Genomic DNA, 13705 nt, shown 5'->3' with positions numbered 1-13705 from the left:
GGGCATGCATCCCGTGAACCAGTTCGAGGGAAAGGGCCGGCGACGTGCGGGTGGGGGCTATGAGTGGGCGTCAGGCAGCGGCGCGACCGACGCGGTGGCGCAAGCACGTACGCGGCGACGACCTGACGGCCGTCCGGGAGGTGAGGCACGGTCTGCGCGAGGTGCTGCGGCACTCGGGCTGCGGACCGGACTCGGCCGACGTGGCGGAGCTCCTGCTGAGCGAGTTGGTGACCAACGCGCTGATACACACCGACCACGGCGCGGTCGTCACGGCCACGGTCGCCGCGCGGACCGGGTTACGGGTGGAGGTGCGGGACTTCGACGGAGCGCCGCCCCTGCCGCACGTACCGGTCCACGACGACAGTACGCACGGCAGGGGGCTGTTCCTGGTGCAGGCGCTCGCCGACGCCTGGGGGGTCCAGGGCCACGGGGCGGGCAAGACGGTCTGGTTCGAGGTGTCCGCCTGACGCCCTGACCGGGCACGCCCCGACCGGGGCGCGGGGGCACCGGGGGCGCGGGGGGCCCGGGCGTCAGCCGAACTGCTGCTCCAGGTTCTTGAGCTTCTCCTCCAGGGAGTCGAGCCGCGGCAGCGCCTGGGTGTCGTCCTCCGCGGTGAGGTCGACCGTGCGGGGCTCAGTCCCCTTCACCGCCTGGAGGGAGGGCCGGTGCCGGAGCGGCAGGTGTCCCGTCTCCGGTATGGCGGGCTCCGCGACGGACGAGCCGACGGCCGCCGGTGCGGATCCCGGGGCGGACCCGGGGACCGGCCCCGGCACGGAACCGGACAGGCCGGCGGGGTTCATGGCCTGCACCCCGACCTGTCGGCCGCCGCGCCCCCAGGCCCGGTGCTGGCGGTTGAACGCCTTCAGCCGTGCCCGCTCCAGCTTGGCCTGCTCGCGCTGCTGCTGCCGCTGCTGCTGCTTCTGGCGCCGGTCCTCCCGCACCTCGTCGACCGCCTCGTCCAGCGTCCGCACGCCTTCGAGGAGCATCAGCGACCAGGCGCCGTACGTCTCGCGGGGCGCCCTCAGCCACCGTACGATCCGGATCTGCGGCAGCGGCCGGGGCACCAGGCCCTGCTCGCGCAGCGCGGCCCGGCGGGTCTGCTTCAGCGCCCGGTCGAACAGCACGGCCGCCGACAGCGACATGCCGGCGAAGAAGTGGGGCGCGCCCGCGTGCCCGGCGCCGCGGGGGGCGTGCACCCAGTTGAACCAGGCGGCCGCCCCGGCGAAGGTCCACACCAGCAGGCGGGAACCGAGGGCCGCGTCACCGTGGCTGGCCTCGCGCACGGCGAGGACCGAGCAGAACATGGCGGCGCCGTCGAGGCCGAACGGAACCAGATATTCCCAGCCGCCGGACAGGCTCAGATTCTGCCGGCCGAAGCCGACCAGGCCGTGGAAGGAGAGCGCGGCGGCGACCGCCGCACAGCAGAAGAGCAGCAGGTAGGAGGCGGTGCCGTAGACCGCTTCCTTGCGGCGGCGGCGCTCCTCGCTGCGCTCCCAGGAGTCGTCGGCCGCGGCCTTCTCGCCGGCGCGCCTGCCGCGGGCGAGCACCGCCACCGCCGCCACGATCCCCACCAGCATCACGCCGCCCGGAAGCAGCCAGTCCAGTGATATGTCGGTCAGTCTCATGCGGTGTCCCTTGCATCATCGCTCGCGGTAGGGCGTTCGGCCGCCCATATTGGCCGAAGGCCGCCGCGCCTCACGGGGGTTTCGCGGCAAGAGGCCGCCATCGGGCCCGCAGGGCATACGAATAGGTGCGATCTGCTCGAACTGTCTTCGGGACGCGCTGAGTTGTGTTCGATTCAGGCCACCCGTCCGGGTGGCGTGGACGTCACGCGGATGCGCTCAACCGGCGTACGCGATCGGCGTCGCAGGTACGCGGACAGGTGACGCAGGTGTCCTCGGGGCGCAGGGTGTAGAACAGGCAGCAGCTCGCCCGGTCGCGGGTGGGCAGCGACTCGCCGCCCGGCCCGGTCAGCTCGCGGAAGCCGGCCGTGCCGACGTACGGCCTGGCCGCCGTCGTGCCCGGGAACAGCAGCTCCAGCTCCGCCATCGCGCGCGGCTCCTCGCCGAGCAGGTGCCCGAGGTACCAGAGTCCCTCGACGACCTCGTCGGTCACCATGCCCCACAGGGCGCGCTTGCCGCGCCGCATGCGCGGCCCGAAGCCGTCCAGCACCGGCTCCAGGTGCTCTACGACGGCCGCCCGCACCTCGGCGCGCAGCGCCTCCTCGTCCGGTACGACGCGGGCGCCGGGCAGCGCGGCGGCCGGGTCGCCGGGCAGGCACGCGAACGTCCGCACCCGTACCGTCATCCGGCCGAGCGTCCGCTGGAAGGCCACGTCCGCGACCGGCAGCCGGGGCACCCGCCGGTGCAGGAACCACGGGACCGTGATCAGCAGGCAGGCGGGCCACGCGTACCGGTGGAGACCGAAGCTGGCCACGACGTCGGGGCGGGCCCGCTGCCCGTAGTCCCGCAGCACCTGTGCCTCGTCCCAGGCGAGGAACGCGTCCACGGCGGGCCCGCCGGCCGCGAGCTCGTCCGCGCCGACCCAGCCCGCGCCGCGCGGCACCGCCTCGCCCTCCGCCGGCTCGCGCACCCGCAGCCCGGGGAAGACCTCGGCGAGGCGCGCGTAGGCGTCCGCGACCGGGGAGGCGAGCGTGGGGAGCAGGGCGGGGACGGTCATGCAGGACCACCGAATCACGATCGTTGGCAGGTTAGCCTTACCTTACCCGATCTGATGCGTATGGGAACTGGGTCTCCGTGCGTTTATGGTGCACAAGGGCCCCTACCACCGCGAGCGGGGCTCCGGTACCAGGCACCAGGAGGACCCGAGTGGAGCAGGGCAGAGCGAGCGGGGCGGCCGCGCCGTCACCACCGCATCCCGCCGTCCGCGTCCCCGTCCCCGAACAGGCGCGGGGCGAACACACCCACAGCGAGCCCCCCGCGCCCGCCGCCCCGCGGCTCGTGCAGCGGCACTCCGTGCGCGGACAGGTCCTGGACGCCCTGCGCACCGCCCTCGTCGGCGGTGAGCTCGTCCCCGGCGAGGTGTACTCGGCGCCCGCCCTCGGAGCGCGCTTCGGGGTCTCCGCCACGCCCGTGCGCGAGGCGATGCAGCAGCTCGCGCTCGAAGGCGCCGTCGAGGTCGTGCCGAACCGCGGCTTCCGCGTCACCTCGCGCAGCCCCCGCGAGCTCGCCGAGCTCGCCGAGGTCCGCGCCCTCATCGAGGTGCCGGTCATGCTGCGCCTGGCCCGTACCGTCCCGGCCGCCCGCTGGACCGAGCTGCGGCCGCTCGCCGAGGCCACCGCGACCGCCGCCGCCCGCGGGGACCTCGCCCATTACGCCGAGTCCGACCGCGCCTTCCACCGAGCGGTCCTCCTCCTGGCCGGCAACGAACAGCTCGTCACCATCGCCGACGACCTGCACCGCCGCTCCCAGTGGCCGCTCAGCGGACGGCCCCCCACCCGCCGCGCCGACCTGATCGCGGACGCCGCGGAACACGGCGCCCTGCTCGACGCGCTGATCGCCCAGGACCTGCCGGTCGTGCAGTCCCTGGTGCGCGAGCACTTCACCAGCGCCGAATGAGCCGGTACGCCGCCGTCTGGCAGGCCGCGAACCGGCTCGGCGTGGTGGCCGGAACGCCCGGCGAGCTGCTGTCGGCGGTGCTGGCCGGCCCGCCCGGCACGGTACGGATACCCCTGGCCCCGGACCACGACCTCGTCCGGAGCCTGCGGGCCCTCGGCCATGTCGACGTCGTCACCGAGGAGCCCCCCGCGCGCCGGGCCGCGGCACCCGCCGACCTCGACGACCCGGCCGCCGTCTGCGCCGCCGACCCCCTCCACGTCACCGAGGCGTACGAGACCGACCCCGACCCCCGCGGCGGCCTGCGCGCCGCATGGCTGCGCGCCGGCCAGTCCCTCGTCCGCGACCAGGATCCCGCCGACCGCGCCCTGGTCCTCCTCGCCGCACTCGACGAGACCGCCGACCCCCGGCTGCGCCCGGCGCTCGCGGAGCGGGCCGCCGCGGCGGCCTGGAGCGTCGTCCGCTCGTCCCGCAGGCGGTGCACCGCGCTGACCACCACGCCCGACGGCCGCCGGCCGGTCGCCGCCGGCCCGGCCGAGCGCGCCACGGCACTCGCCTGCCTCCCGGACGGCACACGGCTGGTCCTCGACGAACGAGGGCGCCTGCACCCGCAGGGCGGCCCCGGCACCCGGCTGACGGCCGCCGTGGCGGCCACCCTCGACCGCCACCCCGCCACCGCCCTCGCGGCCGCCGGGGACACCGTCCTGACCGGCGACCGCATGGGCACCGTCCACGCGTTCAGCCTCGGCGGAGTGCATCAGGCGGCACTGCACACCGGGCGGGTCACCGCTCTGGCGGCGCCCGCGCCCGACGCCGCGTACAGCGGCGGAACCGACGGCACCGTACGCGCCTGGCGGCCCGGCCGGACCCCCGGCCGGACGCCGGTGGCACGGCGCCCGTACCCGGTGACCGCACTGCACGCGACGGGCCGGCTCCTGGCCGTCGCCTGGGCGGACGGCCTGGCCGAACTGCACCGCCCCGACACCGGCGAGGTCGCGGCCTTCCGCCCCGGGCCCCGGATCCGCGCCGTCGCCGTGACCGCCGACGGCACGCTCGTCCTGGGGCTCGACGAGACGCTGCTGCACCTCGCTTACGCCGGACGCAGGCGGCCCGAGCGCTCGTGCGGGTGACCCGGCTTCCCGGGCCCCGCGGAGGGCACCCGTGGTGGTCAGGATCCAGTGGACCCGACCCGCCCGAAGGGACGCCGCCCCCCCATGACTCCGCCGCCGCACCGCCGCACCGCCGGGTTCCGCGCCCTGGCCGTTCTGCCCGTGTCCGTCCTGACCCTCACGGCGCTGGCCCCGGTACCGGAACGCGCCACGGACGCCGCCGTGTACGCCGTGTCCCTCGGCGACGGCTTCATCGCCGGAGAGGCGGCCCGCTGGAAGGGCAACGCGGAGGGCGACTGGTCGCAGGGCGGCGTCCCGGCCGCCCTGCGCGCCGCCACCGACCGCACGCAGGCCGACAACCTCCCCCTCGACTCCGTCTACGCCCCGAGCGCATCGGACTGCCACCGTTCGGACACGGCCGAGATCCACGGCGCGAAGGGCGCCCCCAGCCCCCACGGCGGCGTCGGCCACCCGCTCAACCTCGCCTGCTCCGGCGCGCGGGCCCGGAACCTGCTGAGCGAGCCCCACCGGAGCGAGCGGGCCCAGATCGACCAGCTCGAAGCGCTCCTCGCGCTGCCGCGGACCGAGGTGGGCCACGTCGTGATCTCCATCGGCGGCTCCGCCCTCCCGGAGACCGCGCGCAAGTGCGCCGAGTCCTGGAAGTCCAACGCGTACTGCTCCGTGAACCCGGCCGTCACCGGGCCCATGCTCACGGCCGTCCGGAACGCGCAGAAGGAAGCCGCCGACACCGTCGCCGAGGTCAAGAAGGCACTGGCCGCCGCCGGTTCGTCCGCGCGGATCGTCCTGCAGTCCTACCCCGCCACCCTGGCGCCCGGGGACGCGGCCACGACGGTCGGCGAGGACAACAGCTGGACCCGCTGGGGCACGTTCGGCTGCCCCTTCTACAACCGCGACCTGGCCTGGCTCGACACGCAGGTGTACCCCGCGCTGTCCGACGCCCTGAGGAAGGCCGCCACCGCGCAGCAGGTCTCCTTCCTCGACGTACGGCAGATCAACACCGGCCACGAGGTCTGCCGCAGGAACGCCCGGCAGGCCGGACTCACCACCCGTGGCCACGTCCACCTGCCCGACGCCCGCGACGCCCAGTGGGCCCGCTACGTCGAACGCTCCCGGACCCCGCTCCCGGCCGCCGAGCAGGCCGAGTCCCTGCACCCCAACTTCTACGGCCAGCAGGCCCTCCGCACCTGCCTCGCCGACGCCCTCGAGCGCATCGCCGCGGAGGGCAGGAACCTCGCCCTGCGCTGCACGGGCGCCGAGGGCAGGGCCCCGGACGCCATCACGGTGACGGCCGGGAGCTGACGGCCGGCGCACCGGATCCGCGCGTACGGAATCCTCGCGGATCCGTCCGTACGGGGCGCGCCGGTCACGCCGGGGCGCTACCGTCGGCTCCCGGCACGGTCGACGGGCGACGAGGGGGATGCTCATGGGGCCGGAGGAGTTGATGGCGCTCACCGCCGCGGCGGGGGCGGCGCTGGTGCAGGCGGCCGGAACCGACGCCTGGGCCGGTATGCGGGCCTGGGCGGCCCGGTGGTCGAGGCGCGTGGGCGAGCAGCGGCAGCGCGCGGAGCTGGAGCACCTCGACGCGGCCGAGGCCGGACTGACGGCCGCCGCGGAGCCGGGAGCGGGCGCGGGTGCCCCGGACGCCGGTGACGCGGCGCACCGGGCGGGGTACTGGAGCGGCCGCCTCGCCGCACTGCTGCAGGAGCTGCCCCCGGCGGCGCGCGCCGAGGCCGTCGCCGAACTGCGGGCACTGCTGCGGGAAACCGCGCCGGTCCCGCGCCGTGACACCGGTGTGCGGGTGTCGGGCACCTTCAACGGGCCGGTCCAGAACGGCGACGGGAACCACATGGTGATCCACCAGGGTCCCGCTTCGTGATCCGCGGTGTCTTCCACGGTCCCACGCAGATCGGCGACGGCAACACCGTCGTCACCCACCTGCCGCCGGAGCACCCCGGGGCGGTGCTGCGGCGGAAGCTGGCGGAGTGGGACGACCTCGCCGCGAAGACCCGCTCCGCACCCGGTTCCCCGGCGGCCCTGCTCGACCCGCACCGCGCCGTGGTGCCCTTCCGTGGACGCGCCGCGGAGTTGCAAGCGCTGGCGGAGTGGTGCGCGGCGCCCGGACCCGGCATCCGGCTGCTGCACGGGCCCGGCGGCCAGGGCAAGACCCGTCTCGCCCACCGCCTCACCGGCCGCCTCGCCGACGAACCGGGCGACGGCCCCTGGAGCGTCCTGTGGCTCGGCCGGCACGCCCCGGCCGACGAGCTGACGCTCCTCCGGTACACGGACGCGCCGCTGCTCGTGGTGGTCGACAACGCCGAGACCCGCACCGGTCACCTGCCCGTCCTCCTGGAGACGGCGGCCGCCGCCCCCGGGGCCGTGCGGTTCAAGGTGCTGCTGCTGGCCCGCACCGACGGCGACTGGTGGCACGACCTGCGCGCCGCCACCGGGCTGGAGGAGCTGTACGACGCTCCCGTCACGCCGCTGCTCCCGCTCCAGCCCGACCCCGCCCGCCACGCCGAGGCGTACCGCGACGCCGTGGACGGCCTGGCCCGCGCCCTGCCGCAGGTGCCCGGGCAGGACCACCACGACTGGACCGCCCTGGCCGAGCGCGTGGCGCGCTCCTTCGCGTACCGGACCCGGCCGCCGGACATGGAGGTGGCGCTCACGCTGCACATGACCGCGCTCGTCGACCTGCTGGACGCCGCCCACCAGCCGGCCGGCGGCACCGCCGGCGCCCGCCCCATGGAGGAACGGCTGCTCGACTACGAGCGCCGGCACTGGATCGCCGTCGAGGCCGACCTGGGGCTGAAGAAGCGCAGGGGCATCGAAGCCGTCCTGGCCGCCGCGTTCCTGTGCGGGGCCGCCGACGAGGGGGAGGCGGACGCCCTGCTGGGGCGGGTGCCGGTCCTGGACGGCCAGACCACGGACGTCCGCTGGGCCGTCCGCGACTGGATCGGCGCCCTGTACCCGCCGCCGAACCCGTCGCAGGTCTGGGGCACCCTGCGACCGGACCGCCTGGCCGAGTACTTCCTCGGCAGCCGGCTGCGCGCGGACCCCCGCCTCGCCGACCGCCTCCTGGCCGGGGCGTCCGGGGCCCAGGCCACCCGGCTGCTGGCCCTGCACACCCGGGCCGCCGGGCACCCCGCGCACCACGGCCGCCTCGACGCGGAGCTCACCGCCCTGTGCACCCGGCACCCGGAGGTGCTCGGGCCCGCCGCCGTCGACGTCGCCACCCGGGTGGAGCGGCCGGAGCCGCTGGTGTCGGCGCTGTACCGGATGACGGACGACCCCCGCACGGATCCCGCGCACCTCATGGCACTGCTGGACCGTCTCCCCGTCTCCAGCCACAACCTCGCGCCCTGGGCGCTGCACCTCACCCGGCGGCTGACCGGCATCCACCGCGCGCGTGCGGACCGGGACGGGAGCTGTCCGCCGGAACTCGCCCTGCTCATGCGCAAGTTGTGCGCCCGGCTCCTCGCCATGGGGCTCCGGCAGGAGGCGTACGAGGTGGCGGAGGAGGCCGTCCGCAGGCTGCGGCCGGCGGCGCGGCCGGACGCCCCCGAGCTGCTGCCGCACCTGGCCGCGTCCCTGCACAACCTGTCGGTCGCCCTCGGCTCCGTCGGCCGGCGGGCCGACGCGATGGGCCCCGCCTACGAGGCCGTCTCCCGCTACCGCGAACTCGTCGCCGGGTCCGGCGGCGGACCCGCCGCCCCGGTGTACCGCTCCGAGCTGGCGCACGCCCTCAACGCCGTCGCCGCCGCCGAGGGCGAACTCGGCCGCCCCGAGCGGGCCCTGACGGCCATCCGGGAGGCCGTCGGCATCCGGCGCAAACTCGTCGGGAGCCGGAGCGACGCCGCCCCCGCGCTGCGGGCGGAGCTCGCCGACGGCCTGAACAACCTCGCCATCTGGCACCAGGAGTGCGGCGAGCTCGGGCAGGCGCTGGAATCGAGCCGGGAGTCCGTACGGCGCTACCAGGAGCTGGCGGAGGAGCGGCCGGACGCGTTCCGGCCAGGTCACGCCCGGAGCCTCGGCACCTACGCGAACTGCCTGCGGAGGACCGGCCGGTACGCCGATGCCCTCCGGGCCGCGCAGGAGGCCCTCGGCATCCGGCGCCGTCTGGCAGGCACCCGTCCGGACGCCTACCTTCCCGACCTGGCCCACGCACTGAACGGCTACGCCATCGACCTGGGGGAGTCGGGACGGTTCCAGGAGTCGGTCGAGGCCGGCTCCGAGGCCGTGGACCTCCACCGGCGCCTGCACGCCCGGGAGCCCGCGGTGTTCGCCGCCCCGCTGGCGCTGTCCCTGAACACCTACGCAAACCAACTGGACAACGCCGGACGCCCGGAGGAGGCACTGGAGGCCGCGCGCGACGCCGTGGGCCTGCACCGCCCGTTGGCCGAGGGCGATCCCGCCGTGTTCGGGGCGGACCTGGCCATGAGCCTGCACACGTACGCCAACCAGCTCCACGCGGTGGGGCGGACGCAGGAGGCCCTGGACGCCGCCCGCGAGTCCGTCGGCATCCACCGGCGCCTGGCCGGCGAGCGGCCCGGGGTCTTCCTCCACGGGCTCGCCTCGGGACTGAACAACCTGGCCCTGCGCCTGAACGACGCCGGTTTCCCGGAGGAGGCCGCCGCCACGGCGGAGGAAGCCGTGGACGTCGCCCGCCGTGTCCGGGAAACCGACGACACCCCGCCGGTGCGGGCGGACCTGGCCATGGCCCTGACGAACCGGGCGTCGCGCCGGTACGAGGGCGGCCGCCCGGACGTTGCCGTACGGGACGCGCGGGAGGCGCGGGACCTGCTCCGGGACCTGGTGCGGGCCGACGGCGAGGACGCCGTGGTGCATGCGCCCCGGCTGGCCCAGGCGTTGCGACTGCTCGGCCTCGCCCTGTCCGCCGCCGGTCTGCCCGACCAGGCCGTGGAGGCGGCGGCGGAGGAGGTCGGCCTCCTCCGCCGCGCCGACGGCCGGGAGGCCACCGCCGGCAGTGCCGTCCGGCTGGCCACCGCCCTCTGGCACCTGGGCCGGCAGTTGTCGGCGGCATGCCGCCACGACGAGGCGGCCGAGGTCCTGCTGGAAGCCGTCCGCCTCCGGCGGGACCCGCCGGGTGCCCGTCCGGCGGACGGCTCCGCCGAGTTCGTCCTGCTGCTGGGGTCGGCGGGTGAGGCCCTGGTGGCGGCCGAGCGCCGCACCGAGGCGCTGCCCCTGGTGGACGAGGCCGTCGCCCTGCTGGACGGGCCGCTGCGGGACGCCCCGGCGGGACGGGCCCTGCTGGGCGCGCTGCTGCCTCTCCTCGGCGTCCTGCGGCAGGGCGCCGGGCTGGAGACGGCGGGTGCCGTTCTGAGGCGGGCGGTCGAGGTGGCCGAGGACCTGGTCCGCACCGAGCCCGCGCACGCGCCCGTGCTCCAGCGGGCGCTCTACGCCCTGGGCGCGTACCTCGTCGACCGTCGGGAGCCCGATGAGGGACGGGAACTCCTCGACCGGGCAACGGATCTGGGCCGCGTCCTGGCCGCCGCCGACCCGGCGCAGCTGCCCGCCCTCGCCTGGGCGCTCGCGATCGCGGGCCACTACCCGGCGCAGGACGAGCCACGCCGTCCCGGTGCCCTGGAGACCACGGCGGAAGCGGTCGCCCTCGGCCGCCGCCTGGCCGGGCAGGCCCCGGGCGGCCCGGCCGCCCACGAGCCCCTGCTGGCCTGGGCGCTGGCCGACCACGGACTGCGCCTCGCCGAGGCCGCGCGGTACGACGAAGCACTGCGTACCGGGTCGGAAGCCGTCACCCTGGCGCGCCGGGCCGGGCAGAAGCCGTACCTCGCCTTCGCCCTCTACGCACGGGCCACGATCCGGCTCCTGGCACAGGCGGAGCCCGGACCGGCCCGGGAGGACATCGCCCGGGCCCTCGCGCTCTACCGCGGGCTCGCCCGCGAGGAGCCGGGTCTCGTCGCCACGTACCTCACGTCCGCCGAGCGGACGCGCCGGCGCCTCGCCCGGGATCCGCGTCCGTGAGGTGGCCCCCGCCGTCCTGCCCGGAGGCGTACGCACGCTCCACCTTGGCCACGTGCACCACGTACTCCTCGTACCAGTGCTCACGGCCGTACGCGCGGGCCGCCGCGTGCTCGGCGTTCTCGCGCCAGGCGGCGACGGCGGCCCCGTCGGTGAAGTACGCGACGGTGATGCCCCGCCCGTCGGCGCCGCGGACGGACTCGTAACCGAGGAACCCCGGCTGCTCGGCGGCGAGGCGTTCCATGCGGGCGGCCGTCTCGGCGAAGCCGTCGTCGGCTGCCGTGCGGCGGGAGGTGAAGATCACGGCGTAGTACGGGGGCCGGTGGGCCGGGACCAAGGACGTGGACATGCTTCTCCCCAGGTGGTGGAGGGTGTTGGGAACGCCTCCACCCTCCGTGGTCCGTGTCCCCGGCGTCCAGGGGGGCCGGTGAAAGGGATCCGACTCTTTACCCGGCGGCCGTCCCTGGGCGAGTTCTCGCTCCGTGCGAGCGGCAACGGGGCCGGAGCCAGAAGGAGATGAGGGCGGCCGCGGGCGCGCGCTGGCGCGAGCGGCGGACCGCGGCATGGCTCGCCGCCGTCTCGCGCCTGCAGGGCCCGCGGCATCGCCCGCGCGCCGCGGGCCGGGGCGCGAGCGAGATCCCGGCGCCGACCGACCGGGCCGCCGGGGTGCGGGCGACCCGGTCGTGGCCGGTGCGGCGAGCACGTGGGCTGCCCATGCCGCCGCGGGCCGCTCCGGCGGCAGCCCCCGGACACCGGCTCCGGGGTGAGGGGCCGCCGGTGACGGAGCGGGCCACCGCGGCCCGGGCTCAGGCGGCCCGCTGCGCCGCCAACTGCCCCGCCAGCCACGTCGGTACGCCGCCCAGCAGCCGGAACAGCCGGCGGGCCTCCTCCCGCAGCCGCGCGGCGTCCGGCTCCGGCTCGGCGTCCGCGAGGGCCGCCAGCGCCGGCGCCGTGCCCACCAGGTAGCCGAGCTCCTCGCGCAGCCGCAGCGACTCGGCGAAGCCGTGCCGCGCCTCCGCCACGTCCCCGTCGTGCAGGGCCAGTCCGGCCAGGTGCCGCCAGGTGAAGGACAGCAGCAGCCGGTCGTCCTGGGCGGCTGCGCCCGCATGGGCGCGGCGGTACGCGGCGCGGGCGGCCTGCGGGGAGTCGGCGAGGTTCTGGGCGATCAGCCCGCGCCGGAAGTCCAGCAACGGGCGGCCCGGCGCGGCCGGGCCGATGAGCGCGGCGGCGCGGCCGAGCGCCGCGCGCGCCTCGTCGGCCCGGTCCCGGACGCCCAGCAGCGTCGACGCGTAGGCGAGGTAACCGCGTTCGCAGGCGGCCGCGCCGCGCTCCTCGTCCTCCTGGGCGAGCGCCTCGGCCGCGCGCAGCGCGTCCTCCGCGTCGGCCCAGCCCTGCTCCGTGTAGAGGCACCGCTCGATCAGCAGGGACGCGCGCTGGAGCGCCACGGCCGGGTCGTGCGCGCCGGGTACGAGGAGGGCGGCCGCGTCGGTCCAGCAGCCGCGGGAGCGCAGCCGCCATACCGCGGTCTGGAGTGGATCGTCGCTTGCGGTCGTTCCGGAACCAGACATGGCGGTATGCGCCACATTGCCCTCCCCGAGCGCGCCATCGAGCTGTTGAGTTGGACGCATCTCAGCACGGATGGGCATGCCCGGCCAAGGGCCCAGGTGAAATGTTTCACAATCGGCCGGGGGTCAGCGGCCCACCGGATCCGCCCACGCACCGTCCCCCGGAGCCGTCAGGGCAAGGTGACCGCCGTCGTCGAGGGGTGTCGGCACGGTGAGGCGGGCGAGCGGCCGGGTTCCGTCGAAAAGGTGAACCTCGCCGTGGCCGCCGCGGGTGACGGCGACGAGGGAGGCGCCCGGTGACGCGGCGATCGCCCGCCGCTGCACCCCGTCCCAGGGGGTGCCGCCGGGCTTCGGCGCGCCGTCCATGGGCGGCAGCGGCAGCCGCGCGGTGACCCGCGGCATCTCCGGGTCCAGCAGGACCAGTTCGTCGCCGTCCGGGTGCACGCGCGCGTACGCGACGTGGTGCGCGGCGACCGCGAGCCGGAACACCAGGCCGGGGCCGAGCGGGACGCGGCCGGTGCGGCCGGTCCCGAGGGCGTGGAACCAGGCGTCGTTGGACCACTCCGGCCAGCGGCCGGGGTCGGCGGGCCCCCCGCGCACGCAGGACCACAGCGTCCGGCGCACCGGGTCGAGCCGCAGGTAGTACCCGCGCCCCGGCCCCGCCCAGGGCAGCGGATCCTCCGTCACGAGCCGGTCGCCGTCGCGCCGGACACGGTGCACCCCGGAGCCCGCGGCGGCGAACACCCGCCCGGTCACCGGGTCGTGGGCGTCGCCGTGGCCGTCGTGGTCGGGCAGCCCCGTCTGGTACGCGGGCGTCGCGGGCGGGCACGCGGGCGCGGCGGCCAGCAGGTCGGCGAACCGGTACGCGGCGAACGCGCCGGGCTCGCGGTGCCGCAGGACGACGAGCGGGCCGTCCGCCGCCGACGGCCCCTGGGGGGCGGGGCCGGCGGGCCCGGGAGCAGGGGAGCCCTCCGGCCCGGCCGTCGCCCCGGGCGCAGGGCGGGCGTTCGCGGCGGCGAGCACCGTCACGCCCGGCTCGCCGGTGCGCGTGCGGACGCGGACCGAGCGGGGGCCCGCGGCCAGGTCCACCACCGTGAGCAGGTCCGACCAGGGCTCCTCGTTGCGGCCGCAGCCCGTGGTCACCGCGAGGTGCCGCCCCGACGGGTCGGCGGCCAGGTGCTCGGCCGGTACGGCCACCGGGGCCGTCGCCGCGACCAGCGGGCGGCCGGCGTCCGGGCCGTACGGATCGAGGACGACGAGCTCGCCGGCGAGGTCGTCGACCAAGGCCCACCGGCCGTCGGGGAGGGCGAGGAAGCCGGCGTGCTCGGCGAGGTGCCGGTCCTCCACGACGCCCACCACCCGTCCGTCGGGCAGGTCCAGGACCCGTATCGATCCGGCGACTTGGTCGGCTACCAGCAGACGGGGCGCGAGCGGCACG

At 76.7% G+C, this 13705-nt stretch carries 11 protein-coding genes; 6 read left to right on the top strand and 5 right to left on the bottom strand.

Annotation, left to right across the window (positions count from 1 at the left end):
* The first annotated feature begins 59 nt into the window (after positions 1–59).
* On the top strand, positions 60–467 hold the full coding sequence (locus IH00_RS0119220; protein ID WP_031075208.1) for an ATP-binding protein: 408 nt from the start codon (positions 60–62) through the stop codon (positions 465–467).
* Positions 468–530: 63 nt separating this feature from the next.
* Here IH00_RS0119220 and IH00_RS0119215 read toward each other — a convergent pair whose 3' ends face one another.
* Positions 531–1625: a DUF2637 domain-containing protein gene (locus IH00_RS0119215; RefSeq protein WP_031075206.1), complete on the bottom strand. Its 1095-nt coding sequence runs from the start codon at positions 1623–1625 to the stop codon at positions 531–533.
* 202 nt (positions 1626–1827) lie between these two features.
* Positions 1828–2679, bottom strand: a complete 852-nt coding sequence (locus IH00_RS0119210; protein WP_031075204.1) for a (2Fe-2S)-binding protein — start codon at positions 2677–2679, stop codon at positions 1828–1830.
* Positions 2680–2828: 149 nt separating this feature from the next.
* On the opposite strand from IH00_RS0119210, the gene IH00_RS0119205 reads away from it, so the two are divergent.
* From IH00_RS0119205 to IH00_RS38970, 5 genes are all read left to right on the top strand, one after another.
* Complete coding sequence (locus IH00_RS0119205) at positions 2829–3578, top strand: GntR family transcriptional regulator (protein WP_031075202.1); 750 nt, start codon at positions 2829–2831, stop codon at positions 3576–3578.
* Complete coding sequence (locus IH00_RS0119200) at positions 3575–4705, top strand: WD40 repeat domain-containing protein (RefSeq protein ID WP_052411494.1); 1131 nt, start codon at positions 3575–3577, stop codon at positions 4703–4705. The genes IH00_RS0119205 and IH00_RS0119200 overlap by 4 nt, the downstream gene beginning before the upstream one ends.
* Before the next feature lie 84 nt (positions 4706–4789).
* Positions 4790–6004 (top strand): SGNH/GDSL hydrolase family protein, encoded by a 1215-nt coding sequence (locus IH00_RS0119195; protein WP_031075198.1) that lies wholly within the window; start codon positions 4790–4792, stop codon positions 6002–6004.
* Positions 6005–6128: 124 nt separating this feature from the next.
* Positions 6129–6581, top strand: a complete 453-nt coding sequence (locus IH00_RS41975; protein ID WP_158827866.1) for a hypothetical protein — start codon at positions 6129–6131, stop codon at positions 6579–6581.
* Positions 6578–10705, top strand: a complete 4128-nt coding sequence (locus IH00_RS38970; RefSeq protein WP_052411492.1) for a tetratricopeptide repeat protein — start codon at positions 6578–6580, stop codon at positions 10703–10705. The genes IH00_RS41975 and IH00_RS38970 overlap by 4 nt, the downstream gene beginning before the upstream one ends.
* Here the strand turns inward: IH00_RS38970 and IH00_RS0119180 are convergent.
* The 3 genes from IH00_RS0119180 to IH00_RS0119170 form a co-directional block, all read right to left on the bottom strand.
* A complete protein-coding gene (locus tag IH00_RS0119180) occupies positions 10653–11051 on the bottom strand; it encodes an antibiotic biosynthesis monooxygenase family protein (RefSeq protein WP_063835405.1) in 399 nt (132 codons plus the stop codon). The two genes, IH00_RS38970 and IH00_RS0119180, sit on opposite strands and share 53 nt — an antisense overlap.
* A 457-nt stretch (positions 11052–11508) precedes the next feature.
* Positions 11509–12270, bottom strand: a complete 762-nt coding sequence (locus tag IH00_RS0119175) for a hypothetical protein (RefSeq protein ID WP_031075190.1) — start codon at positions 12268–12270, stop codon at positions 11509–11511.
* 123 nt (positions 12271–12393) lie between these two features.
* Positions 12394–13704, bottom strand: coding sequence for a lactonase family protein (locus IH00_RS0119170; protein WP_031075188.1), 1311 nt, complete (start codon positions 13702–13704; stop codon positions 12394–12396).
* Position 13705 lies beyond the last annotated feature (1 nt).

Origin of the sequence: Streptomyces sp. NRRL S-118 (assembly GCF_000716335.1) — a bacterium.
Lineage (GTDB): Bacteria > Actinomycetota > Actinomycetes > Streptomycetales > Streptomycetaceae > Streptomyces.
The sequence above is the reverse complement of the archived record's forward strand: the minus strand, read 5'-3'. Positions and strand labels throughout refer to the sequence as shown.

Bases quoted from the DNA above. Each gene is read 5' to 3' on its own strand.
- IH00_RS0119220 (WP_031075208.1), top strand. From the start codon at position 60: ATGAGTGGGCGTCAGGCAGCGGCGCGACCGACGCGGTGGCGCAAGCAC.
- IH00_RS0119215 (WP_031075206.1), bottom strand. From the start codon at position 1,625: ATGAGACTGACCGACATATCACTGGACTGGCTGCTTCCGGGCGGCGTG.
- IH00_RS0119210 (WP_031075204.1), bottom strand. From the start codon at position 2,679: ATGACCGTCCCCGCCCTGCTCCCCACGCTCGCCTCCCCGGTCGCGGAC.
- IH00_RS0119200 (WP_052411494.1), top strand. From the start codon at position 3,575: ATGAGCCGGTACGCCGCCGTCTGGCAGGCCGCGAACCGGCTCGGCGTG.
- IH00_RS0119195 (WP_031075198.1), top strand. From the start codon at position 4,790: ATGACTCCGCCGCCGCACCGCCGCACCGCCGGGTTCCGCGCCCTGGCC.
- IH00_RS41975 (WP_158827866.1), top strand. From the start codon at position 6,129: ATGGGGCCGGAGGAGTTGATGGCGCTCACCGCCGCGGCGGGGGCGGCG.
- IH00_RS0119180 (WP_063835405.1), bottom strand. From the start codon at position 11,051: ATGTCCACGTCCTTGGTCCCGGCCCACCGGCCCCCGTACTACGCCGTG.
- IH00_RS0119175 (WP_031075190.1), bottom strand. From the start codon at position 12,270: ATGTCTGGTTCCGGAACGACCGCAAGCGACGATCCACTCCAGACCGCG.